Raw genomic sequence first — 24,375 nt, forward strand, 5'->3', positions numbered from 1 at the left:
TCGGGTTCTTTCATTGCCTGCCACCGGCAATCTTTATGCAGTTTTGACGCAGGGTGCGACGCGGTGTCCGCCGCAGCCGGGCCCCGATGGCATGGAGGTGCGGTGGCCGGGTGGGTTCGCGTACGCCGGACTACGCCTTCTCGTACGGTGAGGCAACCGGAAAATACGCCTCCAGGAAGGTCGTGACGACCTGCTGCTGCTCCCGTGCGGACAAGGTGGTGCTCTCGTCGTCGGCCAGGCAGAAAGCGTCCGGCCATCGGTCACGGACCAGGTCGGGCAGCCGTTCGATCTCGTCCCTGCTGCCGGTGGAGACGTAGGCGTGGGCGAGTTCACCCGTCACAGCGCGGCCGTCGGCGAGGCCCAGGTGGGCTGCGAGTGTGACCGGGGCGATGTCGGCGGCACTGCGGAAGACCGAGCGGCTGGTGGCGGAGAGCAGACCGGGCAGGGTGTCCTCGACGTGGGCGAAGAGGGACCGCCTGAGGGGGTAGGGGGTGTGGGCCAGGATATGCGGGTACGTGCGGCCGACGGCTTCCTCGACTACCTGCCGGGTGGTCTTCTGCGAGGCGGTGAACACGTCGTCCGTGCTGTCCGGCGTGCCGGGCGGCACAGCCCTTGAGTCGTGGAACACCTTGGGCAGGCCGGAGGGCAGGAAGTAGTTCTGAGGCTGCTGCGGGCGCCCGAGGAAGATGTCGTCGTTGAAGTAGAGGAAGTGCTCGGACAGGCCGGGGACGCGATGCAGCCGGCTCTCGATGGCGTGCGAGTTGAACACCGGCAGGTGATCGGTGCCGGAGAAGAGCTCACGGTGTTGTACGACGGTGATCCGAGGGTTCTCGGTGGCCAGCCAGGACGGCAGCTGGTCGTCGGTGATCAGGAAGATGCGGCGGATCCAGGGTGCGTAGGCGGCGATGGAGCGCAGGCAGTAGCGGAGCTCGCCGCGGTCGCGGTAGCGGTGATCGGCATGGTCGACACCGGATCGCGTGTCGTTGTCCATGTCGGCCGCGGCGAGATCGCGGCGGCGGCGCCATGCGGGATCGGAGGCGTCCACCCAGGTGATCACTGCGTCGACGGGGAAGTCGATGTCGTTTGGAAACCGCCGGGCGAGCACGTCGATCACCGGGTAGTCGCGGGGGCCCACCCGCGGTGCGGTGGTGGCTGTCAGGGAAGGGAGCCACCATCCGTACGGGGTTTCACGCAGGGTGGCGACACCGCCGGCCCCCGAGTCGGAAGGCTCCCAGAACTCCAGGTCGCATCCGTGGTCGGGGCCGTAGTACAGGGTGTGGCCCGAGGTCACGGCAGGCTCGTACAGCCGGATTCCCTTCACCTTGTGGTACGGGTCCTCGTCGGCCGGACCGGCGTCCGGCCGGCGCTCGGCTTCCTTGGCCGCGACCGCGTCGGGCAGCGTCTCGACCAGTACCTCGCCGAGATTCCCGCCGTCGCCCAGCAGCTGCGCGTACACCGGCAGGCCCGCGCACGCATGGGCCCAGGCCTTGAGCGCGGCATCGCGGTCCCCCGGGGCGATCGCGAGCCGGTGGGCCAAGCCGCCGTCGGGAACGAGGCCGTACGCGATGCCGCCCGCCTCCAGCGCCTCGGCCGCCGTGCGCAGACTGGCCTCCCGTACATCGGGCGGCAGGAGGTCGTCACGGACGCGGGCCAGCCGCCCGCGATAACGGATCACTCCCGGCAGAGCCTCCACCAGTTCGTCCTCGCGCGACCTGGACGGTTCTCGGGGACCCGTCGCCGCTATTTGCTCCCGTTGCGGCGCGGCGGGCTGCCGGGCCACCAACGAAGGCTTGCCCAGGGCGGCGCGGGCGACACGGCGAAGGCCGACCGGCAGCGGGATGCGGGAAAGGCCACCCATCCTGTCGTCACCTCACGAGACCCCGTCGCTTCCCCGACCGTGCGCCGGGTTCACCTGAGCTTTCACGGTCGTTTCCCATCGCGCAAGCCCAGCACACCACCGTCACGCTCAGCGATGCCTCGACTACCCGGCCGCGGTACCTGCGTTCCGGCGCCGGGTGGATTGCCAGGCCCTGATGGCTAGCAGCCTCGGCGCTCTGAGGCTGGGAGATGTCACTGCACCTGGAGTCGGTGCGCCTACGGCTCGCGGGTCGCCTTGCGGCTGAGGGAGCAGGTCATGCACCGGTCCGATGCCCATGGGCAATAGCGCCGCACCCGTTTGCCTATAGTGCACGCGAATCACGGTGGGAAGCGCCATAGGACCCGGCTGCTCCGTCCGCCCCGACGCCGCCCGGCATTCCGGTCGGCTCCGATCGCGCCCCGCGCCCACCGCACCTTGACACCAGAGGACGACCACGACATGACCGAAGCCAACGCACCCCGCCGCACGCACGGCAGACCCACGCGCCGTGCCAGCCGTGGCAAGCGAGCGTTCCGCATCATCTCCGCGAGCCTGCTGGTTCTGCTGCTGCTCGCGGGCGGGGCCGCCTGGTGGGGATACAGCCACCTCAACGGCAACATCGACAGCGTCGACCTGGACCAGGCGATCGGCGACAACCGGCCGCAAAAAGTCGTCACCGGCGCGCAGAACGTCCTGGTCCTCGGCTCGGACTCCCGCGGCGGTGCCAACGGGGAGCTCGATCACGGGGATGTGAGCGGCGCCCGTTCCGACACCGCGATGCTGATGCACATACCCGAGGGCCGGTCCAGGGCGACCGCGGTCAGCATCCCCCGCGACACTCTGGTCGACAGGCCCCAATGCAGGGAGAAGGACGGCGGCACCATCCCGCCCGCAAAGCGCGTGATGTTCAACTCCATCTACACGGCGGCCGGTCCGGCGTGTGTGGTGAACACCGTCGAGCAGATGTCGGGCATTCGTATCGACCACTTCGTCGAGGTCGACTTCGCCGGCTTCAAGGAGCTCGTCGACGCTCTCGGCGGCGTCACGGTCACCATCGACAAGCCGATCCACGACACCAAGGGCGGCTTCACCCTCGAACCCGGCACACACAAGCTCAACGGCACCGACTCGCTCAAGTTCGTCCGCACCCGATACGGCTACGGCGACGGCAGCGACCTGGGCCGCATCGGCCTCCAGCAGCAGTTCCTCCTCGCGATGCTCACCGACATCAAGAACCAGGACGCAACTGGCAACCCGGCCCGCCTCTACAAGCTCGCCGACGCCGGGACCCGGTCGCTCACCACCGATTCCGACCTCGCTTCCCTCGCCGCACTGGCCGACTTCGCCAAGAGCATGAAGGGCGTCGACCCCGCCACCATGGAGACGATCATGCTCCCGGTCGCTTACGACAAGGTCGACCCCAACCGCGTCGTCGTCGCCCAGCCCCAAGCCGGCCAGCTCTGGGAAGCCCTCCGCGCCGACCAGAAGATCCCCGCATCCGCGAAGAAGTCACCGGCCACAGGCAACTGACACACCCGCGAATCCGCCCTCCTCCCTGCTGGACTGGACGGCTGTGCCGGATGGAACACGGGGGCGGACCTGCTGATCGGCCGCCCCCGCCAACCATCAGGGCTGTGGCATCGTCACTTTCTCGGTGCCGCAGCCGATGCGTTCGGATTCCGCCTCGATGTAGGCGGGGAGCAGTGTGCGCAGGAACGCGAAGTCGGTCTTCCCGATTCTGTCCTTCTGCTCCAGCATGAAGATCACGTATCCGCTCTGGCAGCGCGCGCGGTACACGGCCCGGGTTACGTTGAACGATCCGTATCCGTTGGGGCCCTTGAAGGACGTCCCTCCCTTGAGGACGTCCTGGGAGAAGACGTCCGCCAGTGTCGGTTCCACGACGGTCGTCAGCCGTACCGAGGCCTTGGGGTAGTCGCGAGCCGACTCGCAGATCCGGGCGGGGGCGCCGTCTCCGCTGATCCGGATGCGCGCCAGGCTCTCGCGGTACTCCGCCGGGAGGGTGAGCCCCTTGATGCCGCAGAAGGCGTCCGGCTGCGAGTTCTGCCAGGTGACGACGTCCTTCGGCAGGTCGGGCGACGGGTAGACCCCGGAGCAGCCGAAGTCGCGTATGACGCCGTTGGCCGCGTCCACTACGGCGTGGGCCAGCGCGGCGCGGTCCTCCCGGTCGTATTCGGATTCGATGTCGAGGCCCGCTTGGCCCATGCCGACATCGACCACGACCGGGCCCTCGAACTCGCCGGGCCTGCCGATGCACGACTGGGGAACCGGCAGCCAGGCACGGGACGAGGACGCCATACCGGGCAGTCCCTCGCCCAGGGCCACCATGCCGGCCGCGAGGAACTCCTCGGGCCACTGCCGCGCGTCGCTTCCGTACAGCCCGTCCAGCTTGTGTACCCGTATGGTCAGCTGCCTCCTGACCTGGTCGCCCTTGTAACTGGTGATGCGGCACTGGCCGTAGACCAAGCCGCGACCGCGTGAGTCGGGTTGCAGCCTCTGCTCCTCGACCTCCGTCCGGCGCTCCCCGAAGAGGGCGGACATCGTCGAGTCGCTCAGGGAATCCCAGCAGGGTGCCGGGCCGAGCAGCGGAAGGGTGCCGGTCTGCCAGGCCACCGTGCCGGCTCCAAGCAGGGCACCGGCCAAGGTGGCCGCGACCGTGGCGCGCGCCGACCGGTTCCGCAGCAGCCGGCGCACCCACGAGGGCCGGGCGGGAACCGGCTCGGGGAGCTGATCCGGGCCGCTTTCCACCGCCGGGGGCACGCTGTCCTCGTCGCTCGCCACGGTGTTCTCTTCCGCTTCGGGTCCGTTTCCGTCCGCGCTCACGCGTTCTCCCCTGCCTTGCATCCGATGCGCTCGCCGACGGACTTCACGAAGTTCGCGAACACCTGCCGCTCGTCGGGCCGGCTCCGGGCCTTGAGTCCGGGCTCGACGTTCCCGTAGAACACCGTGGTCCGCCCGTCACAGGTGGCCCGTACGAGGCCTTGGCCGACGCCCTCGGGAAGCCCGTCGAACAGGGCCGCCATGCGGGGCTCGGCCGCCATCACGAACTGTGCGGCCGGCTCGTCGGGCACCCCGCGTGCGCGCCACACGGCGGAACACGTCTGGAGACGCTCAGCGACCATGCCCACCCGCTGTTGGTGGGCGGGGTCCTTCGGGAATTCGAAAGTCACCCCCGGAATCCGACACAGAGGGGTGGCGGCCCTGTCCTCCTTCTCGGCGGTGACCGCGATCGGTGACGTCGAGCGCAGCGGCTTGCCGGGGCTGCACCCTGCTTTCGACATGGTGGTGTTGGCCGCGTCCAGCAGCATCCGGGCGACATCTATGCGGCTGCCGATGGCGAAGGACATGGCCTTCTTTCCCAGATGGCCGTCGCCCCAGCCCTCGCTGCGGATCGTGACCACCGATGGCCTGCCGGACACGTCGCAGGCCTCGGGAAGCACCAGCATGGCTCGATCGCCGGCGACCAGCCCGTTCAGTCCGTCGGGCAACGGCGAGGCCGACCCGTCGAAGAAGTGGGCTATCCACGCACGGTGTTCCTCGGCCGCCGCCGGAACCGGACCGTACGCGAGAGTCACGCGCTCGTCGAAGGTGAGCGGGTCGTCGGAGTCGTCGTCGGGAACCGACGAGGCGATGGTGACCGTGCACGTGGCGTTCGGCCTGGCGGCCGAGGGCGCGGCCGACTCCTTGGCCCGCCGCTCGGAGCCGGACTTGCCGAGCGCCTTCTCGCCGAGGAAGTCCGGACCGCTGTCCTCCTGCCAGGCCCCCCAGCAGTAGCTCGCCTTGAAGGGCCAACTGCCGGTCTCGCTGAGTCCGTAGAGGCCGGCTCCCGAAGCGAGTACCGCCGCACCTGCCGCAACGGCGAGCGTCCTCATTCGTCGCCGGTTACCGGCGCCCATCTCATTCCCCCTTGTGAATCGCGTGGATCAGCGCGAACGCGCCGATGGTAGTTCGATGTGGCAAGGCCGTTGGAGGCGCCTCCCTTTGGTATGTGCGGCCTCAGCGGAGTCGTGTGCCGCTGCTGTTGCCCTGGCGACACGCTGTCCACCGTCGGCGTATCCAGTCGCCGGTCTCTCCCACCGCGGTCAGCAGGGCCGCCGAGGCCGCGCACCCAGGGAGGCCCGTGGGCCGGCCCAAGCCCTTGCCCAGCAGCCAGAGGCCGAGGGTGAGCGCCGCCCACCATGTGATGACGGACGCGCACTCGCGCAGTCTGCGGTGGCGCGGGGAGGGGGAAGGGCGCATCGTCACGCGCTTCGCGCAGGCTTGGGCGGGCGGTGACGGGGCCGGTGAGTGGCGAAGCCGAGTACAAGGGCGCCGGCGATGCCCAAGGCGCCACCGATGGCCGTGCACATCAGCGTCGTGTCCGGCGAGGCCCCCGCCAGGCGCGGTATCGCGTTGACGGGTGCGGTGGCATAGATCAGCAGGACGGCCAGGCCACGGGGCCGTATCGGTGCGAGCCTGCCGCGCAGGCGCCGCGGTACCCGGTCGGAGGCCATGGCCAGACCTGCGGGCAGCAGGGTGAGGGAGAACAGGACCAGGCCGATCCACTGCCACTTCATGGCCGGTGTTCCTTCCGGATCGCGTTCAGCCGCGTCGAACGCGGTCGGAGGCGGTCATGACGAGGCCGGTGATCAGGAGGGCCAACCCGGTGACCAGCAGGTGGAAGCCAGGTCCGGGCAGTACGTAGCAGACGGCTCCAGCCAGGATGACGGGCGCGCCCAAGGCGCTCAGGACTATGCCGATCCGTCGTTCGGGCAGCGGTCTGCAGCTGAGGGTCATCGCGGGGCGCCTTCTGGATCTCGATGGGTCGCGGGCACACGGCCCCTGGGACGGCGACCAGACTTCCCGGCACACCATGCGTCGGATCTTGACGCGTTCCCTACACGCTATCGGTGGCGAGGTGGCTTGACCAGGGCCGTGCTCCGTAGGCAGCCCGCGAGAACGTTGCCGGATACCGGCAATGCCGGGCCCCGTCGGGAGAGGGTGTGACCGTCAGGACCGGTTCGCATCCCGACTGGCCCGCTGCGTCTTCGAGCGCTGCGCGCGCGATGGTGGTCGTGAGAGAGGACCGGTGCGCGGGTACGGACGGCCGCCCGTCGGGACGGTGCGATCGTGCGCCGAGCGGGCCTGGAGACTGCCGACATCTGGCATGTTGGCCGGAATGTATCGCGGCTTAGCGTGTGCCGTGCGTACAGGCTGACGGCAAGGCGAGGGGGCAAGGGTGTCGGGCAATGGCGGGGGCGGAGCGCTGTTCTCGGTGGCGTGGGGGGTGTGGGCGACCGGCTTCGGCTGGATCGTCGTGACGGACTTCAGGGGGGCGGCTCAGCGCTTCCACCGGATGTCTGTCGGATCCGTACCGTTCGGGCGGGCCCGGGAGTCATTCGTGGGTGTCGGCTTCTTCCGGATCGTGGCCGGAGCGTTCGCCCTGATCGGGCCGATCGTCCTGGTCAACGGGCTGCTCGGCTCACCCTCACGGGCATCGGCACCCCACGCGACATCAGGGCGATTTCGCCGGACGGGCAGCTGTACGTCGGCGACAGCGGCGACAACCGCAGCGGAAGCTGGGACCACGTCTGGATCTATCGCTTCCCCGAGCCGACTGCCTCACACGGTGCTCTCCTCCCCAGCCGTCGTCTCCATGGTCCTGGCGAGTGGCAGGATGTACGGGATGGACTCCGGCGACGGCGCAGCACCCGCCCGTGCCAGTTCCAATACGGCGCGCGCCACCCGCGCTGCCGCGTCGGGCACCTGGCGGAAGCTGGGGAAGTCGTTCACGTCGACGACCACTGGCCCCTCCGGGCCCAGCAGCACGTCCACCCCGTACAGGTCGAGCCCGTAGACAGCCCCTACCTGTGCGGCGATCGCCGCCACTTCCACCGACAACGGCACCTGCCGTTCCCGCACCGACGGATCGAGGTGCAGCGGGGAGCATCGTTCGGTAGCGAAGAGCTCGCCTCCGACCGCGTACACCTTGAGGTCGGTACCGGAGTTGGGGACGTACGGCTGGGCTACGAGCAGGCCCTCATCCACGAGCAGTGGCAGCAGCTGCTCCAGCCCCGCCGGCGAGGACACCAGGTGTACCGCTCGCCCGGAACTCCCGTCCGCGGGTTTGACGACGAGCGGGTATTCAGCCGCCGGTATCTCCCTCAGGAGTTCGGCGCGCGCCACCGCGTACGTAGGCGGCAGCGGCAGCCCTCGGTTCCGCCCGATGGCGGCGGCCAGCGCCTTGTCCCGTACCCCGCGGATCGACCGGGCGTCGTTCACCGTGGTCGTCCCGAGCCCCGCTGCTGCCTCGAGCAGGGTCAACCCCGGGCCGCCGGAGACGGTCTTGAGGACCCAGGCGTCGTACGCCCCGGTGTCCATCAGGCCGGACATGCGAAGCAGCGATCCCCCCGGCCTCACGACATCCACACGGTGCCCCCACGCGCGCAGTCGGCGGATCACCTCGTTCGGCATGCCGTCGTGGCGGTACTGCTCCTCCACCAGGAAGCAGAGCCTCATCGGGCTATTCCTCATGTTCCCCGGACATTCGTTGGTCCTGTCTCCCGAGCCGTGCGGCCCACGAGGCCTTGTGGTCACTCGGCAGCGTAGTCAGTCTGACTGTCAGTCGAACTGCGCCCGGGGGCCGGCGTCCCGCGAGGCGCGGTCGAGCAGGACCATGGAGGTAAGGCCGTCCGGCGCTGCCAGGCCGCTGCCTTCGACTGCGGAGAGCATTCTCGCCATGCCTCTCTGGTGGGTGGCGAAGACTCGGCGTGAGGTCAGACGTCGTCGGGCGCGCTGCCCGGAGAGCGCCTCGTGGGACCCGACGTCGAGCAGGACCATGTGGAGGGGGCGCCGGGCTCGATCCGCGTTTCGGGCCAGCCACATGCGCATCCAGGCCCTGCTTCCGCAGTCGTGGACGAACAGCGGGTGCGCCCGGCGTATTTCGGCGCGTATCCAGCGCATGTGCTTCAGTCGCGCCCAGGGCTGATGCGCCGCGTAAGGAAGCCAGTCGGGCATCAGTGCCTGATACGTGGTGCGGGTGGCGCGCGGGTCGACCACGGTGGCGGCGGATTGCCAGGCATGCAGCAGGGTGCTTTTCCCACTGCCGGGAAGCCCGGCCACGATGACGACCGCGTTGTGCGGGTAAGACAGGAACACGTCCGAGTGCCCTCGCCCTCGCAGATCGACAATTCCCTGCGGGTGGATGGGCTCTGGGGCTGCTCGCTCTCGGTGTACCGGACTTTTCTTCCCCTTCGCACGGGGCGGACATGCGGTTCCGGCTGGCTGCTGCGGCCCGCCGGAACCGGTTCGGTTCGGGGCCCGCCGAGTGTCCGACTGCAGTTCTATCGGGTGATTGGTGGTGATGGGTGGCTCACTTTTCGCAACTGATGGGGCGGGATCCGTAACCGGCTTTCGGTTGATCAGCCGTGCCGGATGTGGGTGGGGTGACCAGGCGCAAGGCTCCTGCTGCCGCTTTAGGACGGTGAGCAGTCGCTCGGCGTGGACGTATGAGGGCCACACGCTCCTGTCGTTCGGATCCGGGCACCATACGGCTTCTACCGCGATGCCCCCACCCGTCCAAGGGGCTGCGTCTGACCGTGGGTGACGTTACGGCGGATTCCAGCTCAAGAAGAAGCTGCGCAAGTCCAAGAGTTCCGTGGAGGTGCGACTGCCCGAGCAGCACTGGGTGCTACGGCGGGAGAACGCGGTGAGTTCGTGGCTGCTGGCCGCGAACGGCGTGTCGCGCTGCTGACGCGTCCTCCGCGCCGACCGGTGCTCGAGTCAGGCACGGTGCTGCTGCCGCTGACCCTGTGCGGTACGAGAGCCCCGACTCGCTGGACGCCGTCATGGCACATGTCTTCGCCGTCGCCTTCGGGCTTGGGGACACTACGGGTTTGGCGCGGTTCCGCTCTGAGCGGCGCCCGGTGAACGGGGGTGAGCCCATGGCTGCCGACGAAGGGTGAGACCGCCCCTGGCCAGCAACCTCGGAGAGGACGGTTGCGAAGACGACGAGCCTGGCGGCCGCGACGGCTGGGGTGCGGACGGCGGGGACACCGGTGCGGGCGCTGGCGTGGCGATTAGGTATCGGTCCCGGGCCGTCGGGCATGCACGGCGGCCTCATCGTGGCTACAGGCAGTGGCGGGGCGTGGACAGTTCGGTGATCATGGTGGCGCTCTGTCACGTCACTCTGGCACCCTCCGTATCCCGAACTGGCCCCGTCGAGCGTCGCCTGCCCAGAGGCCGGGACACGCCGATCATGCCAGGCGGTAAGGGCGTTCTGCTGGCAGTCTGACGGGTATGCGCCCGTTCCCGCTGGCTGCCGTCGCCCTCGCAGCCGTGACGTTGGCCCTGTTCCCGGCGGCCTGCCTGGCCACCGCTGCGGACGGGAGCCCGGGAGGCGGCGCCTCATCGTTCACGATCAGCGACCGGCGAATCACGGAGTCCAGCGGCCTGGCCGCCAGCCGCAGGCACCCCGGCCTGTACTGGACGCACAACGACAGCGGCGACGGCCCGTACGTCTACGGCGTGGACGCGGCCACCGGGCGAACGGTCGCTCGGCTCACCCTCACCGGCATCGGCACCCCGCGCGACGTCGAGGCGATTTCGCTCGGCCCGGACGGTCGGCTGTACGTCGGCGACATCGGCGACAACCGCAACGGAAGGTGGGACCAGGTCTGGATCTATCGCTTCCCCGAGCCGGCGCGGCTGGGTGACCAGTCGGTCAAGGCGACGACGTTCACGGTGCGGTACGAGGACGGGCCGCGGGACGCGGAGTCGCTGATGGTGCACCCGGTGACCGGCCGTGTCTATATCGCCAGCAAGAACCAGAGCGGGGGCGGGCTGTACGAGGGACCGGAAAGGTTGCAGACCGGTGCCACGAACGTCTTCCGCCGGATCGCGCCGGTGCCGTGGGTGACCGACGGCGCGTTCTCCCCCGACGGAACCCGCGTTACCCTGCGCGGATACCTGATGGCGCGCACGTACCCGTGGCGGGACGGACGCCCGGTGGGCGAGGGCGCGCGGGTGGAGGCACCCTGGCAGGGACAGGCGGAATCCGTGACGTACTCGGCGGACGGCTCGATGCTGCTGTTCGGGTCGGAGGGCAAGGACAGTCAGGTCATGGCCTTGCCTGCTACCCCGTCGGGGTCCCTGGGCGTGGCCTTGCCGAACCCCGGCGCCGGCGGCCCGACTCTTTCAGATGGCCACGCGCCGGTGGCGCACGGCGGGGGCAATTTCACGCTGAGTGCGCTGGTCCTGTCGAGCGTGGCGGCTGCGGTGATCGGGCTCCGGCGGCTTACCCGGCGGGGCGGGAGCAGCCGGCGGTGATGCCAGCTTGGCTGCCGTACGGCGTCTACCGCCCCTGGGCCGCTGCAAGCACTACCGTGGCTGCGCCGTGCCGTACGCATTGGTGGTCGCAGCCGCCCCCGGATACGCCGGCGGCCGGCACGAGCCACCCTGAGGCGCAGCCGCGAGCCAACCTGATTGTCCTCGCGTGTGCCTCACCAGCGCCCGTCCGGCTCTCGGCGAGGCAATCCGCCCGGGCTGCTGAGCGGCGGGCTCGAGGGGCCGTCCGCTGGCGGCGGCGTGCGATGATCTGCCAACTGCCCGGGTAGGGCTGGATTCTAGGGGGAAGCGTTGACGGGGTTTGAGATCGCGCTGGTCATTCTGGCGAGCGGCTACGTGGCCGGGGGCGCGTACGACCGGTTGAGGAAGGCTGTGAGTGAGCGGCGCATGGCCAGGGCGCGGGCTCTGAGCGGGCCGGAGCCTGTCTGCGGCTGTGGCCATCATCTGGCGTACCACGATGCGCGCGATGCTCTGTGCTATGCCTCGGTGGCGGACGACGGGGCTGATGAGGCCAGGCGGTGTTCTTGCCGTCGGTACGCGGGCCCGGAGCCGTTGGCGACCCTCTACGCCCCTGAGCTGACCGCGCCCGTCGGCGAGCACCGGGCCGTCGAGTCAGCCGGCTAGTCAGGGTCGGTTGTGTGGCTGGAACGCTCGCGGGCGGACGCGATGCCGCCGGGGTCGTGGGCGGCGCCGACGAGCTCTTCGAGCAGGTCTTCCATGGTGAGGAAGCCGATGACGGTGCCCTGGGCGTCGGTGACGGCTGCCAGGTGGGTGCCGGCCGTGCGCGTCATGGTGTCGTCCAGCGGTGTGTCGTGGCTGACCTTGGTGATGGGGTGCAACGACGTGCGCGGGAAGGGCTCGTCGCGCTCGGACGCGCCGAGGGCGTCCTTGATGTGGAGGTAGCCCCAGATCTCCCCGCCGGGTCCGGTGACAGGCAGGCGGGAGTACCCGTGATCGGCTGCCGCCCGCTCCAGCCTACGTGGGGTGATGTCGTGGGAGACGGTCACCACCTGGTCCAGCGGGACCGTGTCCTCGCCGACCGGGCGGGTGCCGAGCTCCAAAGCGTCCTGGAGGCGTTCGCTGTCCTCGGAGCCCAGCAGTCCGGCGGCGGAGGAGTCCCTGACCAGGCGGGCGAGTTCGTCGTCGGTGAAGACTGAGGCGACCTCGTCCTTCGGCTCGACCTTCAGGAGCCGCAGCAGGGCGTTGGCGAAGGCGTTGATGCCGAAGACGAAGGGGCGCAGGGCGCGGGTGAGGGCGACCAGCGGCGGGCCCAGGAGCAGCGCGGTCGGCGCCGGGGCGGCGAGCGCGAGCGACGACCTTCGCGACGGCCAGCGGGTGGGAGATCGCCCAGTTCTTCGGGACCAGCTCGCCCACGACCATCAGCACGACGGTGGAGAACGCTACACCCAGCAGCGTCGCGGTGGTGGAGACAGCCCCGGCGGGCAGGCCGATGGCCTCGAGGGGGCCGCGCAGCAGCGCGGAGACGGACGGCTCGGCCAGCATGCCGATGACCAGCGAGGTCACCGTGATGCCGAGCTGGGCACCCGAGAGCTGGAAGGTCAGGCGCTTGGCTGCCTTCAGGACGCTCTCGGCGCCCCGCTCACCGGCGGCGGCAGCGCGCTCGAGCTCACTGCCGCTGCGCTCGACGGTGGTCAGCGAGAACTCGGCGGCGACGAACACCGCGCACGCCAGCGTCAGCGCCAGAACGAGAAACAGGAGCAGGACTTCGGTCACCGTGCCACCTCCGCTCGCCGGCTCTGTATCTGCGGGCTGGGCATGGCACGGCTGGGTCTGGGAGGTTCACCGATTTGCGGGTCTACTGCTCCTTCTTCACTCGGTGGGCCGCGCGTGAGTGGCCCGGCTTCGGGTTGCCTGGTGGGGAAGCGGGTCCCCGGAACAATCGTAAAGGGTCAGCAAAGGCAGCACCTCGGATGGCCTACATCCCCGGACGGAGCACTTTCCGGACTTTCTCCCGCAATCAGCCGGGATGCGGCCCTGTCACACCCCTCCTGCCCCTATGCTTCTACAGCTGTGTAGAAAATGCGAGGGGGGCCGGATTTCTGGCCGGCCGCACGTTGTGCCTGGGGGCTTGGTGTGCCTTTGCTCACTCGTCTGTCCGTAATGACCTGGAGGGACTGCTGTGGCTTCGATCGATCTGGACAAGGTGCTGGACAAGGCGTGGGCGGACAAGAGCCTGCCGGAGATTCTCGCCGCGCCGGTCTCCGCGCTCAAGGGGGTCTCCGACCGGCAGGGTGACCTGCTCCAGGAGGCGTTCGGCATCAAGACCGTCGCAGACCTGGCCGACCTGAAGTTCGCTCGCTGGGCACAGGCCCTGGCCGCGCTGGACACCTCCGCCAAGTAGGCATGGTGCGCGGGGCGGCACGGCTGCCTGAGCGACTGTGCCGCCCCGCCTTTTTTGGGAACGACACGCACAATCATGAAGGAGAACGCCACGATGGTGTTCAAGCGTCTGCTCGGCTCGCTCGGCGTGGGCGGCCCCGCCGTGGACACGGTCCTGGACCCCCTCTCCGCCGTGCCCGGCGGAACCTTGTCCGGACAGGTCAACCTGAAGGGCGGCAACGCCGACTTCACGATCGACCACATCAGCCTGGAACTGATCGCCCGCGTCGAGGCCGAGCACGACCACGGAGAGTCCGAGGGCACGGTCGTCTTCCACCGGATCGCGGTCGGCGGGAACTTCCGCCTCGCCGAGGGCGAGTACCGCAGCATCCCCTTCGCCTTCCCGCTGCCGTGGGAGACCCCGATCACCGAGCTGTACGGCCAGCAGCTCGGCATCGTCCTGGGCGTGCGCACCGAGCTCGGCGTGGCCGGCGCCAAGGACAAGGGCGACCTCGACCCCCTCACCGTCCGCCCGCTCCCGGCGCAGGAGGCGATCCTCGAAGCCCTCGGCCAGCTCGGCTTCGGCTTCAAGTCCGCCGACCTCGAATACGGGCGGATCCGCGGCACCGGCCAGCAGCTGCCCTTCTACCAGGAGATCGAGCTCACCCCCGCGCCCGCTTACGCGCACCAGGTCAACGAGATCGAGGTGACCTTCCTCGCCGGGCCTGCGGGGCTGGAGGTCGTCATCGAGGCGGACAAGCGCGGGGGCTTCTTCTCCGAGGGCCACGACGCCCTCTCCCGCCACACCGTCCCCCATGGCGATGTGCACAGCCGGAACTGGAACGCCGAGGTCGAGGCCTGGATCCGGCAGATGGTCGAGCACCGCACGTCCTACGGCTCCCAGAACCCGCATGCCTCCAACGGCGCGCATGGCTCCCATGGCTTGTTCGGGCATGGCGCCCCGCACGTGGACAAGGGCCACGGTCATGGCGATCACCACCACGGCGACGGCCACGGTCACCGCTCCGGGCCCGGCATGGGCACCGTCGTAGCCGCCGGAGCCGCCGGCGTGGCAGTCGGCGTCGTCGGCGGACTCGTGGCCGCCGAGGTCGTCGATGAGGTCGGCGACTTCTTCGAGGGCGACGACGAGGACGAGGGAGACGACGACGAGTCCTGACCGGCCGGGCGCATCGAGCCGGCGCCCCCTTCCCGGACCGATGCGCCAACCGGACGAACGACGGGGCTGAAACCGCGTCTCATACCATCCGATCTTCTGCATGGGCGTAGATTCCTGACGTCCGGGAATCCGGTGCCGAAGGAGTAGCCGCTCCCCCGCTTCTTCGGCCGCGGCCGCCGGTGTCACGGACCGGCTGTCGACCGGGAGGCTGTCATGCGTTCTGGCGTTACCGCCGCCACCCTGTTTGCCGCCCTGGCCCTGGCTTTGACCGGCTGCGGGCCGGGTGAAGGCGTCTCGGCCCCCTACGGGGCGCCCGGCCTGCAGGGTCAAGTCCAGCGCGTCCCGTACGCCCTGCGCCTCACGGCGAAGACCGTGGACGGCGCGGCCTTCGACGCCGGGGCGCTTGCGGGCAAGCCGGCCCTTCTGCGGTTCTACGGGTCCGCGTGTGCGCACTGCCCGGCGCAGGCGTTCGAGACTACCGCTCGGGCCGACCGCTACGCCGGGCTCGGCCACGTCGTCGCCGTGGCCGAGCCCGGCGCCGGCCGGGGCCTGCAGGGCTTCACCTCACCCACCGGCGGAGGCGTACTGCCTCACCTGGCCGATGGCCGGCACGCCCTGCGGGAGCCCTTCCACGCCGAGGGCATCAACACCTACATCCTGCTCGACGAACTCGGCGAGACCGTGTACTGGGGCAGCGGCGTGGACACCGGCATCCTCGACCGCCATCTGGCAGCACTCGCCGCAAAGACCTGACTGGGCCAGGCGGCGGACCTGGCCTCAACTCCCCGACTGCCAGCGGTCATCAGGCCGACCGGAAGCCGCCGCCCGGCCGTCACCGCGGCAGGGGGTGAGAAGCAGGCGGTGAGGGCAGACTGCGGGAGGGCGCCGCTGCTGGTAACTTCTACAACATTGTAGAAGTGTGGTGGTTCGGGGTCGGGTTCGTGCGCCCTCCTTCCAGACCGCCTGCCCGATGGATACGGAGTTGGAATGGCCCTGTGGGACCGCATCAAGGAGTCCGCATCGACGATGCAGACCCAGCTCGTGGCGAAGAAGAACGACCTCAAGTCCGGCGCGTTCCGCGACGCGTCCATGGCGATGTGCGCGCTGGTCGCCGCCGCCGACGGCACGATTGACCCCTCCGAGCGGCAGCGTGTGGCCCAGCTGATCGCCACCAACGAGGCGCTGCAGAACTTCGACGCCGCTGACCTCCAGCGGCGCTTCGAGGACAACCTAAACAAGCTGACCGCCGACTTCGCCTTCGGCAAGGTCAGCGTGATGCAGGAGATCGCCAAGGCGAAGAAGAAGCCCGCCGAGGCCCGCGCCGTCATCCAGATCGGCATCGTCATCGGCGGCGCCGACGGCGACTTCGACAAGACCGAACAGGCCGTCGTCCGTGAGGCCTGCTACACCCTCGACCTGCCGCCCCACGAGTTCGACCTGTAGCAGCCCGCGCCGCCGACGCGTGCCCGCGGCCCTTGCCGCTGGCGCGGGCGACGAGTCAGAAAGGATCAGGCATGGAAGTTTCCGGGATCATCAGCGCGGTCGTGATCGGAATCATCGTCGGTGTGCTGGGCCGGCTTGCGCTGCCGGGCCGTCAGAACATCGGATTCCTCTGGACCATCGGCATCGGAATCGTTGCGGCGCTGGTAGGCACCGCCATCGCGGCCATCCTTGGTGTCGCGGACACCAAGGGCATCGACTGGATCGAATGGGCGATCCAGATCGGCCTCGCCGCTGTGGGAGTCGCCGCCTTCGAGCGGGTCAAGGCCCGCGCCTGAACTCCGCCCACCCCTCCTCTCCTGGCCCGTGGGAGGGCGCGCCCTGGGCTGAAGACTCGATCCGAGGCCGCCATTGCCGCGGGGCCCCTCTCCTTTATAGGGGGGTTGCCGCTTTGAGGATGAAGAACAAGGTGACCGCGGAGTTCGCCGACGACAGGGTGGAGACGGCAGCTCCGGCGGTGGCTCCCCAAGCAGCCAGGCCGGCCGCAGTGAACACCGGCGGCCAGGCCAGGGCGGCGGGGGCGGGGGTCAGGAGGGCCGCCACCCGGCGCGGTACCGGGCCCGCTGCCGCGAAATGCGCGAGGGTGGCCGCAGGTGCGCCGCGGGTGATCAGGGCGGCTCGGGCGACTGCCCTGGCGACGGTGCGGCGGCTGCCGGTGGCGGCCGCCGCTTCCTCGTCCGCCCACCGCTCGGTGGTGTACGTCACCGAGGTACGCAAAGGCCGCAGGAACGGGTTCGCGCACGCGGCGAGCTGTACGGCGAGCAGGAACCGGTGGTGGCGCAGGGCGAGGTGGGAGCGTTCATGGGCGAACAGCGCCCGCCGCTCAGCTCCGGTGAGCGCGGCGAGCATCGCGGTCGTCACCACGATGCGGTCCGGGCTGCCGGGCAGCGCGTACGCGTACGGCGCGGCATCAGGCAAAACCGCCACACTCCGGTGCGGCAGTCCCTTCAAAGCCCGTACGGCGTGACGGCGCACCCGCAGGTGGCGCCAGGTGGTGCTCGCGCAGGCGGCCATGACGGCGAGCAGCATGGGGATGGCCGCCTTGCCGGCCACCTCGTCGTACGGGACGGCGTCGCGTACCTCGGGATCGGACCAGCCGTCCGGCAGCGGGTTTCCGGGCAGTTGGGCGGTGCCGACCACCATCAGCAACGCCAGGCATACCGTGCTGCAGACCGCGAGCACGCCGGCGATGATGGACAGCAGCCAGGTGGCGGTCCGCGGGTGGAGATGGTGCTCGGCCAGGCGCGCGATGGGCCAGGCGCTTAAAGGCAGGACCAGCGGCAGGAAGACGAAGACCCCCATGGGAGTTCAGTCTGTCCCTTCTTCGTCCGCCTGGGCGAGCAGGCCGCGCAGCAGCTGCTCGTCCCGGGGGGAGAGGGAGGTGACGAAGCTGGCCAGCACCGCCTCCCGGTCCGCTTCCGCGTCCAGCATCTTCCGCATCCGCAGCGCGGCCAGCCCCGCTTCGTCGGCGACCGGGACCCACTCGAAGGACCGGCCGGCACGCTCGCGGGCGACCGCGCCCTTGGCGTGCAGCCGGGTCAGGATCGTCATCACGGTGGTGTAGGCGAGCGAGCCGGTCAGACGTTCCTGTACCCAGCCCGCGGTCACTGGCCCCGGAGCGCCGCCGAGGGCGGCGAGGACCTGGGCCTCCAGCTCGCCCTGACCGCGTCTGCGGGACAGTGCGTCACCGGTGCTGGGCCTAGCCGTCATCCTGGGGCCTCCTGTCCGTGGATCGTGCGGCCGTTACGGCGCGGTTCATCGTACTGACTGCTCGCCGCGACCCGCGGTTCGGCCGCGCTGCCCCGGTGGCCGAGGCGGTCGCGCAGGGCCTGCTCGTCGCGGGCGGGCAGGCCAGCCACGAAGCGGCCGAGGACCGCCTCCCGGTCGCTCTCCCCGTCCAGTACCTGGCGCATCCGCAAGGCCGCGAGCCCCGTCTCGTCCACCAGGGCCCGCCAGAGGTAGAGCCGGCCCACTCTGCGCCGGGCCACAGCCGCCTTGGCCTCCAGGCGTGCCAATGCGGTGACCACTGTGGTGTAGGCGAGGGCGGGATCGACCTCGCGGCGGACCCAGGTGGCCGGCACCGGCTCCGGCGCCCGGCCCAGCGCGGCCAGCACACTCGCCTCCAACCTGCCGGGCTCCCGGCGTGCAGGCGACCGTGCCCCGCCACTGCGCTCTCCCGTCACTGCCCTGTCCTTCCCGTCACACGACCCTGCCGCATCCGGAGGCGACCGCTCCACAGGGGGCCTCTTCCAGGATGCCCCCGAAACCCAGCATGTTCTACGCCGTTGTAGATTCTTGACTCCGGCGCCACCGCCGGGCGAGATCGGGAGAGCAGTCAGTGGGGCAGTTGCGCAGTGAGAGACGATACGCAGCGGGCAACCACACGGGCGTACCCAGGCCCCGGGCCGGATCCGGTACACGCCGTGGGGGAGCGCGGAAGCGCATGACCCGGCGTGGGCGGATCGCCGTGTGGAGCGCCTCCATCGTGGCCCTGCTCGTCCTGGCCGCGGGCGGTGCGGGCGGATGGGTGTATCAACGGCTGGACGGCAACATCAACGCCTCCGACATCGACGACAAGCTCGGCGGGGGCCACCTCGTCAACCTCAGCCCCGGGGCCAAGAACATCCTCATGGTCGGATCCGACAGCCGGGATGGGGCCAATGGCAAACATGGCAAGGACCTGACCACCATGCAGTCGGACACGCTGATGGTCCTGCGCATCGCAGCCAACCGGAAATGGGCCGCCGTCGTCTCCCTGCTCCGCGACTCCTGGGTCCAGATACCCGCGTGCGACCGCGGCGATGGCACCCAGTCCGCCCCCCACCCCTTCAAAATCAACGCCGCTTACGCCATCGGCAGTGCAGGCGGCGACGCCAGATCCGCGGCCGCCTGCACCATCAAGACCATCGAACACAACACGGGCCTGCGCATCGACCACTTCATCACCCTCGACTTCCAGGGGTTCAAGGGCATGGTCAACGCGCTTGGCGGCATCGAGATCTGCCCCAAGCAGGCCATCCACGACAAGAAGGCCCGCCTCGACCTCGAAGCCGGCTGCCAGACGGTCCGCGACGAACACGCCCTGGGCTATGTCCGCACCCGCTACAGCGTCGGCGACGGCTCCGACATCGGACGCATCGGCCGCCGGCAGGAATTCATGCAGGCCCTGGCCACCAGAGCCCAGGAGAAGCTGACCAGCCCCGGCGACGTGTACGCCTTCCTCGACGCCGCCACGAAATCCATCACCATCGACACGGGACTCGCCGGCATCCCACCCCTGTACGGCCTCGCCTCCAAACTCCAGGACATCCCCAAGGACCGGCTGGCCTTCCTCACCGTCCCCAACTACCCGCGCGAGGTCGACATCCCCACCGACAAAGCGAACATCTCCTGGCAGTACCCACAGGCCCACACACTGTTCGACGCCCTGGCCAAAGACCAGGAGATCACCAAGGAACAGCTGACGTCCGCGCCGTCCGTCACTGCCGGAAGCATCCCCGCCCCCCAGCGCGTCGCCGGCACAACGCTCGCCCATCCGTCCGGGCTCGAAATCCATGCCCAGGCCCTGGCCTCCCGCCTCAAGTGGCCCGTTGGCCCCGACCTCGACGACCGTGCTGCACCGAGGGTGATCACCCTGACCGTTGGCCCCGACTACACCGGCCTCCTCGGATGAGCCCCACCACACCAGCAGGGGCCGACGGACACGGGGACCCCTCCCACAGGGTGCTCGACCACGCCGCGGCCACCTTCGCCCTCCTGGCCTCCTCCACGCGCCTGCACATCATGTGGGTCCTTGCCGAAAGCGACAGCGATGTCTCCTCCCTCGGCGCCCGAGTCGGACGTGCCCTGCCAACGATCAGCCAGCACCTGACACAGCTGAAGATGGGGGGCCTCGTACACGCCAGACGAGAGGGGCGCCGCCACGTCTACTCGATCAGGGACCCACGAGTGCTGACCATCGTGAAGCTGATGATCGGCCAGCTCTCCGAAGGCCCACGCCCCGAAACCGCCCCAGCGCAGTACTGAACCAGCGATCCCTTGCGTGCGGGGTGGAGGGCACCGTCAGGGGCTGGCCTGGTCGAACCCGTACCGCACGACGCCGTCCTCCGCGGGAGGATAGATGTCGCGCCGGTAGACGTAGAGGGCCTCCACCCTGACAGTGCCGGCCGAGTCGTCTGTCGCGCAAGGAACTGTCACCTGCAACACCAGCGGCCAGCCCGGCACTCGCACGCGCATCCCCTCGGCAGGCCCGCCGACCAGGACTGCTGTCTCCCAGCTCCTCGAGCTGTCGTCCGGCATGAGTCACCCCCCACTTGCTTCGTCGCGTCCGGCTGTTCAACACGCCTCCGCAGCAGCGTGTTTCACCAGAACACCCTACTTCTACAATCATGTAGATTTCGGGTCTACGTCACGAGTATGCCCGGGCGGCCGGTCCGGGATCCGGAAGGAAGAGAGATCTCCACATGGGTGTGAGCCTGTCCAAGGGCGGCAATGTCTCGCTGAGCAAGGAGGCCCCCGGGCTGACCGCCGTACTGGTCGGTCTGGGCTGGGATGTACGCACGACCACCGGCACCGACTACGACCTCGACGCCAGCGCCATCCTGGTGGGTGCGGACGGAAAGGTCCCCTCCGACCAGCACTTCGTCTTCTACAACAACCTCAAGAGTCCCGATGGATCGGTCGAGCACACTGGCGACAACCTCACCGGTGAGGGCGAGGGTGACGATGAGACCGTCAAGGTCAACCTCACCGCCGTGCCCGCCGGCGTCGACAAGATCGTCTTTCCGGTCTCCATCCACGAGGCAGATGGCCGCGGCCAGAGCTTCGGGCAGGTGAGGGGCGCCTACATCCGTGTCGTCAACCAGGCCGGCGGAGCGGAGATCGCCCGCTACGACCTCTCCGAGGACGCTTCGACCGAGACCGCGATGGTCTTCGGCGAGCTCTACCGCAGCGGTGCCGAGTGGAAGTTCCGCGCCGTAGGCCAGGGCTACGCCTCCGGCCTGGCCGGTATCGCTGCCGACTTCGGCGTAGGTGTCTAACCACCGTCACACGTATGCGGGGCCGGCGCTTGTTCAGGCCGGCCCGCAGTGAGTGGCACCGCCCGCCGCGGGCCCACCGCACGCACGGGATCGTGAGCGCCAAGGACCCGCGCGACAGGGGATCTTTGTGCACGAAGCCGTCCGCCCGAACCCGCAGGCCGCGCCGGCTTCGAGGGCGGGCTGCGGCAGGTACTCGCTTCCCCCGATGTGCGCTCGGCCCTGCCTCACCCGCCCGCCGACCACGGCCAGGTGCAGGATCAGGCTCTGGCCGCGGCGGATGCCATCGCCGCCGAGGCCGCGGTCGTCAGCGCCGTCAGGCGCGAACACCCGCCTCCGTGCCACCTCATGCCTCCGCTGACCCCCTATCGCTCCCTCGGCGGCAACCGCGCTTCGGTTACAGCAGCCTCGACTTCGCCGCCCCGCACTTCAGAGGCGCCACTTCCCCCTCACGGGACTGAACCCGCCAGCAAGGACACGGGTACCACCGGCCGATGGCTCCGCGGGCTGTCCAGGCGGCGCGAGCCCACTGCCAGCCACTTCTACATTGCTGTAGATTCGGGCCCGCCATGCCGCAGCGTCACCAAACCGCCGCGCGTCCACATCGAGCACCAGGAGAAAACCGTGGGAGTCGATCTCAGCAAGGGCCAGCAGATCAGCCTCGAGAAGGCCAGCTCCGGTCCGCTCCGCGTCGTACGCATGGGTTTGGGCTGGAAGGCGGCACAGCGCAAGGGCTTCCTGGCCAGGATGACCGCCCGTGAAGTCGACCTCGACGCCTCCGCCGTGCTCTTCGCCGGCACTGAGGCGGTCGACGTGGCGTTCTTCCAGCACCTCGTCAGCAACGACGGCTCGGTCCGCCACACCGGCGACAATCTCACCGGCGGCGCCGGGCAGGGAGGCGACGACGAGTCGATCCTCGTCGACCTCCAGCGGCTGCCCGTACACGTGGACCAGATCATCTTCACTGTCAACTCCTTCACCGGGCAGACGTTCGCCGAGGTCGAGAATGCCTTCTGCCGGCTCATCGACGAGAACACCGGCCAGGAGCTGGCCCGCTACACCCTCTCCGGCGGCGGCAAACACACCGCCCAGATCATGGCCAAGGTCGACCGCACCAGCGGCACCTGGAACATGTCCGCCATCGGGGAGCCCGCCAACGGCCGAACCTTCCAGGACCTCCTTCCCGCCATCGCCTCACACCTGTAGAAGGTCACCAACACGTCCGCAAGGGCAGCCCGTCAGACCTACGCCCTGACGGACACTGCCCGACACTGCCCTCACCCACCACTGCCCGCCTCGCCGCCCGCCACCAGGGAGACAGCCACATGTTCGGCATAAGCGAGATCGCCATCATCCTGATCATCGTCGTGCTGGTCTTCGGGGCCAAGAAGCTGCCCGAACTCGCACGCTCCATGGGCAAATCGGCACGCATCCTCAAAAGTGAAGCCCGCGCGATGAAACACGACGGAGACTCCTCTTCCACCCCCGACGAGCGGCCGCCCACGGACAGCCCCCGGATCGTGGAAGGCACGGTCGTCGACACACCCAGCCCACACCCCGCCGCCCAGCCCACCGCGGAGACCAGGCGTCCGTGACCCCGTCCGGCACATGCTCAGTCGCCAATCCGAAGATTCCTACAGCAGAAAGCAGCACCCGTCTCATGGGCTTCATCGCCTGGATCACCCTTGGACTCATGGCCGGAGCCCTCGCCAAACTCCTCATGCCCGGCCGCGACCCCGGCGGCATCATCGGCACCACGATCATCGGCATCGCCGGTGCACTCATCGGTGGCTGGTTCTGCGAGAAGCTCCTCGACAAACCCATCGAGCAGCACTTCTTCGACCTCGCCACTTGGGGCGCGGCCATCGGCGGCTCGCTCGTCCTGCTGATCGCCTACCGCATCGTCTTCGGTAACTCCCGCGACTGACCTGCCAACAGCAGCCACATCCCTGCGAGGGACCCCCCCCATGAGTGAGAGCGGAACATCCAGGGTAAGAGGCCACCCCGACGCCTGTTGGCTGTGGACCGGCGCTGGGCTCGGCACCGCGCAAGGGCCAGCAGACTCACAAGTCACCGTCAACAGCCTCGGCTCGCCGACGCCCCGGTGATTGCTGCACGGAGGGCTTTCTTACGTTCCGGACGATGCGTTGGACTCCTGAGCCAAGGAGGCATCCACCCATAAGAACCAGAAAGATCGAGTAGGGGACGGCGGCAACGGCATCCCACATGAACAGCGCGAGCACGAGGAGCCCGGCTGCCAGCTCGGAACCTGCGGTCCACCTCTGCCTCATAACCCTGCGAGTCTGACGCCTAAACACGCGCGGGGCAAGGCAGCCCGCCGCCCTTGCCCCCTCAGCCCGCACTCCTATGCGCCGTACAGGCTCCCGGTCGGAACGGTATACGGTCCTCCGGTCGGCATCGTGAGACGCAGCGAGGAGACAAAGAGAGGTCGCGCACCTGGATCGCCATCGTCGTGGCCGCCGCCGGGACCATCACCACCGTGGCGGGTGCCGCCCTCTGCATCCTGCCCGGCCCGGAATGTGTGCCAGAACCCGAGAAAATGACGTCAGTGTCCGAGCCTGGAGGCTGACCGATACCCGGCCATGAGCCCTCGGCCAGGGGGCAGCAGATCGGCTCCCATATCCTTCTTCCGTGGCGAACTGGTGGCGGTCTCTCAGGCATGGGTTCTGGGCTCTGGATCGGGCCCTGGGCGGGCAGCGGCGTCCGACTCAGTTCCAGAAGTGGGTGGCTCGACATCCGGTCAAAGCCGGTCTGTGCGTGGCCATCCCCGTCACGTTCGTCTTCACGCTCTTCTTCTTGGTGCTGTCGCCTGATGACGAGGAACCCGAAAATCTCCTGTTCGCTGTGCTCTGCGGGCTGTTCCTGGGAGTCGTCCTCGGCCTCACGGCAGCATCCGAGCGGCTCCGGCAGCGCAGGCTCAAGCGTCTGGGGATATGGGACGGATCCTGAGCACGGGCCGGAGCGGCCTGGGCGGGGACGTGCGAGAGCAGGAGGAGGGCGGGGATGTCACGAAACCCGAGGGCGGAGATCTTCAACGGCCCTGGTGGGACGTGCCTGAGCATCGTGTTCTTTGGGTGGACAGCGGCCAGTAGCGGCACCGC

26 protein-coding genes and 2 pseudogenes are annotated in these 24,375 nt (G+C 69.2%); 15 read left to right on the plus strand and 13 right to left on the minus strand.

All coding sequences use genetic code 11. From position 1 onward, the window contains the following. Positions 1-130: 130 nt before the first annotated feature. On the minus strand, positions 131-1,858 hold the full coding sequence (locus EES41_RS06585; RefSeq protein WP_123076473.1) for a stealth family protein: 1,728 nt from the start codon (positions 1,856-1,858) through the stop codon (positions 131-133). A gap of 459 nt (positions 1,859-2,317) precedes the next feature. Here EES41_RS06585 and EES41_RS06590 point away from each other — a divergent pair, with 459 nt between their 5' ends. After that, positions 2,318-3,388 (plus strand): LCP family protein, encoded by a 1,071-nt coding sequence (locus EES41_RS06590; RefSeq protein ID WP_123076475.1) that lies wholly within the window; start codon positions 2,318-2,320, stop codon positions 3,386-3,388. A gap of 96 nt (positions 3,389-3,484) precedes the next feature. Here the strand turns inward: EES41_RS06590 and EES41_RS06595 are convergent, their stop codons facing one another. From EES41_RS06595 to EES41_RS06615, 4 genes are all read right to left on the minus strand, one after another. Continuing rightward, complete coding sequence (locus EES41_RS06595) at positions 3,485-4,699, minus strand: hypothetical protein (protein WP_254211348.1); 1,215 nt, start codon at positions 4,697-4,699, stop codon at positions 3,485-3,487. After that, on the minus strand, positions 4,696-5,748 hold the full coding sequence (locus EES41_RS06600) for a hypothetical protein (RefSeq protein WP_254211349.1): 1,053 nt from the start codon (positions 5,746-5,748) through the stop codon (positions 4,696-4,698). Before EES41_RS06600 ends, EES41_RS06595 begins: the two co-directional genes overlap by 4 nt. Before the next feature lie 369 nt (positions 5,749-6,117). Continuing rightward, entirely contained in the window at positions 6,118-6,432 is a 315-nt protein-coding gene (locus EES41_RS06610) for a hypothetical protein (RefSeq protein WP_123076483.1), read from the minus strand. A gap of 25 nt (positions 6,433-6,457) precedes the next feature. Next, on the minus strand, positions 6,458-6,652 hold the full coding sequence (locus tag EES41_RS06615) for a PGPGW domain-containing protein (protein WP_164495639.1): 195 nt from the start codon (positions 6,650-6,652) through the stop codon (positions 6,458-6,460). A gap of 660 nt (positions 6,653-7,312) precedes the next feature. On the opposite strand from EES41_RS06615, the pseudogene EES41_RS42805 reads away from it, so the two are divergent. After that, positions 7,313-7,471: pseudogene (locus EES41_RS42805) on the plus strand (WD40 repeat domain-containing protein); the annotation flags it as partial. A 6-nt stretch (positions 7,472-7,477) separates the two neighbouring features. Here EES41_RS42805 and EES41_RS06630 read toward each other — a convergent pair. Beyond that, a complete protein-coding gene (locus tag EES41_RS06630; RefSeq protein WP_123076485.1) occupies positions 7,478-8,374 on the minus strand; it encodes a RimK family alpha-L-glutamate ligase in 897 nt (298 codons plus the stop codon). Positions 8,375-8,476: 102 nt separating this feature from the next. Next, positions 8,477-9,013, minus strand: a complete 537-nt coding sequence (locus EES41_RS06635; RefSeq protein WP_254211350.1) for an ATP-binding protein — start codon at positions 9,011-9,013, stop codon at positions 8,477-8,479. A 1,140-nt stretch (positions 9,014-10,153) separates the two neighbouring features. On the opposite strand from EES41_RS06635, the gene EES41_RS06645 reads away from it, so the two are divergent. Then, positions 10,154-11,182, plus strand: a complete 1,029-nt coding sequence (locus tag EES41_RS06645) for a WD40 repeat domain-containing protein (RefSeq protein ID WP_123076487.1) — start codon at positions 10,154-10,156, stop codon at positions 11,180-11,182. Between the two features lie 638 nt (positions 11,183-11,820). On the opposite strand, the gene EES41_RS44145 is transcribed toward EES41_RS06645, so the two are convergent. After that, positions 11,821-11,991 (minus strand): hypothetical protein, encoded by a 171-nt coding sequence (locus EES41_RS44145; RefSeq protein ID WP_367995809.1) that lies wholly within the window; start codon positions 11,989-11,991, stop codon positions 11,821-11,823. 93 nt (positions 11,992-12,084) lie between these two features. Continuing rightward, positions 12,085-12,934, minus strand: a pseudogene (locus EES41_RS42810) (CNNM domain-containing protein); the annotation flags it as partial. A gap of 406 nt (positions 12,935-13,340) precedes the next feature. Between EES41_RS42810 and EES41_RS06665 the strand changes: the two are divergent. From EES41_RS06665 to EES41_RS06685, 5 genes are all read left to right on the plus strand, one after another. Beyond that, on the plus strand, positions 13,341-13,562 hold the full coding sequence (locus EES41_RS06665) for a hypothetical protein (protein WP_123076493.1): 222 nt from the start codon (positions 13,341-13,343) through the stop codon (positions 13,560-13,562). Positions 13,563-13,655: 93 nt separating this feature from the next. Then, the gene (locus EES41_RS06670; protein ID WP_123082311.1) at positions 13,656-14,717 is read left to right on the plus strand and encodes a sporulation protein; all 1,062 of its coding nucleotides are present in this window, start codon (positions 13,656-13,658) and stop codon (positions 14,715-14,717) included. Positions 14,718-14,930: 213 nt separating this feature from the next. Continuing rightward, a complete protein-coding gene (locus tag EES41_RS06675) occupies positions 14,931-15,470 on the plus strand; it encodes a hypothetical protein (protein ID WP_123076495.1) in 540 nt (179 codons plus the stop codon). A gap of 234 nt (positions 15,471-15,704) precedes the next feature. Further along, complete coding sequence (locus EES41_RS06680; RefSeq protein WP_123076497.1) at positions 15,705-16,160, plus strand: tellurite resistance TerB family protein; 456 nt, start codon at positions 15,705-15,707, stop codon at positions 16,158-16,160. A 71-nt stretch (positions 16,161-16,231) separates the two neighbouring features. Beyond that, the gene (locus EES41_RS06685; RefSeq protein ID WP_123076499.1) at positions 16,232-16,495 is read left to right on the plus strand and encodes a GlsB/YeaQ/YmgE family stress response membrane protein; all 264 of its coding nucleotides are present in this window, start codon (positions 16,232-16,234) and stop codon (positions 16,493-16,495) included. A gap of 94 nt (positions 16,496-16,589) precedes the next feature. On the opposite strand, the gene EES41_RS06690 is transcribed toward EES41_RS06685, so the two are convergent. From EES41_RS06690 to EES41_RS06700, 3 genes are read right to left on the minus strand one after another with little or no spacing between them, the layout of a single operon-like run. Further along, the gene (locus EES41_RS06690) at positions 16,590-17,519 is read right to left on the minus strand and encodes a M56 family metallopeptidase (protein ID WP_123076501.1); all 930 of its coding nucleotides are present in this window, start codon (positions 17,517-17,519) and stop codon (positions 16,590-16,592) included. Positions 17,520-17,525: 6 nt separating this feature from the next. Beyond that, entirely contained in the window at positions 17,526-17,927 is a 402-nt protein-coding gene (locus EES41_RS06695; RefSeq protein ID WP_123076503.1) for a BlaI/MecI/CopY family transcriptional regulator, read from the minus strand. Beyond that, the gene (locus EES41_RS06700) at positions 17,924-18,343 is read right to left on the minus strand and encodes a BlaI/MecI/CopY family transcriptional regulator (protein ID WP_367995767.1); all 420 of its coding nucleotides are present in this window, start codon (positions 18,341-18,343) and stop codon (positions 17,924-17,926) included. Before EES41_RS06700 ends, EES41_RS06695 begins: the two co-directional genes overlap by 4 nt. A gap of 317 nt (positions 18,344-18,660) precedes the next feature. Between EES41_RS06700 and EES41_RS06705 the strand changes: the two genes are divergently transcribed. Continuing rightward, positions 18,661-19,890, plus strand: coding sequence for an LCP family protein (locus tag EES41_RS06705; protein ID WP_123076507.1), 1,230 nt, complete (start codon positions 18,661-18,663; stop codon positions 19,888-19,890). A 50-nt stretch (positions 19,891-19,940) separates the two neighbouring features. Beyond that, positions 19,941-20,243, plus strand: coding sequence for an ArsR/SmtB family transcription factor (locus EES41_RS06710; RefSeq protein ID WP_367995768.1), 303 nt, complete (start codon positions 19,941-19,943; stop codon positions 20,241-20,243). 36 nt (positions 20,244-20,279) lie between these two features. Here EES41_RS06710 and EES41_RS44150 read toward each other — a convergent pair whose 3' ends face one another. Next, positions 20,280-20,414 carry a hypothetical protein gene (locus tag EES41_RS44150; protein WP_367995769.1) on the minus strand — a complete coding sequence of 45 codons (135 nt, stop codon included), beginning with the start codon at positions 20,412-20,414 and terminating at the stop codon, positions 20,280-20,282. 266 nt (positions 20,415-20,680) lie between these two features. Between EES41_RS44150 and EES41_RS06720 the strand changes: the two genes are divergently transcribed. The 5 genes from EES41_RS06720 to EES41_RS06740 all read left to right on the plus strand — a co-directional run bounded on the left by EES41_RS06720 (position 20,681) and on the right by EES41_RS06740 (position 24,223). Continuing rightward, positions 20,681-21,256 (plus strand): TerD family protein, encoded by a 576-nt coding sequence (locus EES41_RS06720; protein WP_123076513.1) that lies wholly within the window; start codon positions 20,681-20,683, stop codon positions 21,254-21,256. 621 nt (positions 21,257-21,877) lie between these two features. Continuing rightward, a complete protein-coding gene (locus EES41_RS06725) occupies positions 21,878-22,459 on the plus strand; it encodes a TerD family protein (protein ID WP_123076515.1) in 582 nt (193 codons plus the stop codon). Positions 22,460-22,578: 119 nt separating this feature from the next. Then, on the plus strand, positions 22,579-22,848 hold the full coding sequence (tatA, locus tag EES41_RS06730) for a Sec-independent protein translocase subunit TatA (protein ID WP_123076517.1): 270 nt from the start codon (positions 22,579-22,581) through the stop codon (positions 22,846-22,848). A gap of 65 nt (positions 22,849-22,913) precedes the next feature. Continuing rightward, positions 22,914-23,180 carry a GlsB/YeaQ/YmgE family stress response membrane protein gene (locus tag EES41_RS06735; RefSeq protein ID WP_123076519.1) on the plus strand — a complete coding sequence of 89 codons (267 nt, stop codon included), beginning with the start codon at positions 22,914-22,916 and terminating at the stop codon, positions 23,178-23,180. Between the two features lie 725 nt (positions 23,181-23,905). Beyond that, complete coding sequence (locus EES41_RS06740) at positions 23,906-24,223, plus strand: hypothetical protein (protein WP_123076522.1); 318 nt, start codon at positions 23,906-23,908, stop codon at positions 24,221-24,223. Positions 24,224-24,375 lie beyond the last annotated feature (152 nt).

Source organism: Streptomyces sp. ADI95-16, from assembly GCF_003721495.1.
GTDB classification, from domain to species: domain Bacteria; phylum Actinomycetota; class Actinomycetes; order Streptomycetales; family Streptomycetaceae; genus Streptomyces; species Streptomyces goshikiensis.

Excerpts from the sequence above, each read along its gene's own strand:
- EES41_RS44145 (WP_367995809.1), bottom strand. The coding sequence starts at position 11,991 with ATGACGCGCACGGCCGGCACCCACCTGGCAGCCGTCACCGACGCCCAG.
- EES41_RS06675 (WP_123076495.1), top strand. The coding sequence starts at position 14,931 with ATGCGTTCTGGCGTTACCGCCGCCACCCTGTTTGCCGCCCTGGCCCTG.
- EES41_RS06585 (WP_123076473.1), bottom strand. The coding sequence starts at position 1,858 with ATGGGTGGCCTTTCCCGCATCCCGCTGCCGGTCGGCCTTCGCCGTGTC.
- EES41_RS06685 (WP_123076499.1), top strand. The coding sequence starts at position 16,232 with ATGGAAGTTTCCGGGATCATCAGCGCGGTCGTGATCGGAATCATCGTC.
- EES41_RS06610 (WP_123076483.1), bottom strand. The coding sequence starts at position 6,432 with ATGAAGTGGCAGTGGATCGGCCTGGTCCTGTTCTCCCTCACCCTGCTG.
- EES41_RS06680 (WP_123076497.1), top strand. The coding sequence starts at position 15,705 with ATGGCCCTGTGGGACCGCATCAAGGAGTCCGCATCGACGATGCAGACC.
- EES41_RS06690 (WP_123076501.1), bottom strand. The coding sequence starts at position 17,519 with ATGGGGGTCTTCGTCTTCCTGCCGCTGGTCCTGCCTTTAAGCGCCTGG.
- EES41_RS06630 (WP_123076485.1), bottom strand. The coding sequence starts at position 8,374 with ATGAGGCTCTGCTTCCTGGTGGAGGAGCAGTACCGCCACGACGGCATG.
- tatA (WP_123076517.1), top strand. The coding sequence starts at position 22,579 with ATGTTCGGCATAAGCGAGATCGCCATCATCCTGATCATCGTCGTGCTG.
- EES41_RS06645 (WP_123076487.1), top strand. The coding sequence starts at position 10,154 with ATGCGCCCGTTCCCGCTGGCTGCCGTCGCCCTCGCAGCCGTGACGTTG.
- EES41_RS06705 (WP_123076507.1), top strand. The coding sequence starts at position 18,661 with ATGACCCGGCGTGGGCGGATCGCCGTGTGGAGCGCCTCCATCGTGGCC.
- EES41_RS06600 (WP_254211349.1), bottom strand. The coding sequence starts at position 5,748 with ATGAGGACGCTCGCCGTTGCGGCAGGTGCGGCGGTACTCGCTTCGGGA.
- EES41_RS06735 (WP_123076519.1), top strand. The coding sequence starts at position 22,914 with ATGGGCTTCATCGCCTGGATCACCCTTGGACTCATGGCCGGAGCCCTC.
- EES41_RS06720 (WP_123076513.1), top strand. The coding sequence starts at position 20,681 with ATGGGTGTGAGCCTGTCCAAGGGCGGCAATGTCTCGCTGAGCAAGGAG.
- EES41_RS06670 (WP_123082311.1), top strand. The coding sequence starts at position 13,656 with ATGGTGTTCAAGCGTCTGCTCGGCTCGCTCGGCGTGGGCGGCCCCGCC.
- EES41_RS06615 (WP_164495639.1), bottom strand. The coding sequence starts at position 6,652 with ATGACCCTCAGCTGCAGACCGCTGCCCGAACGACGGATCGGCATAGTC.
- EES41_RS06695 (WP_123076503.1), bottom strand. The coding sequence starts at position 17,927 with ATGACGGCTAGGCCCAGCACCGGTGACGCACTGTCCCGCAGACGCGGT.
- EES41_RS06590 (WP_123076475.1), top strand. The coding sequence starts at position 2,318 with ATGACCGAAGCCAACGCACCCCGCCGCACGCACGGCAGACCCACGCGC.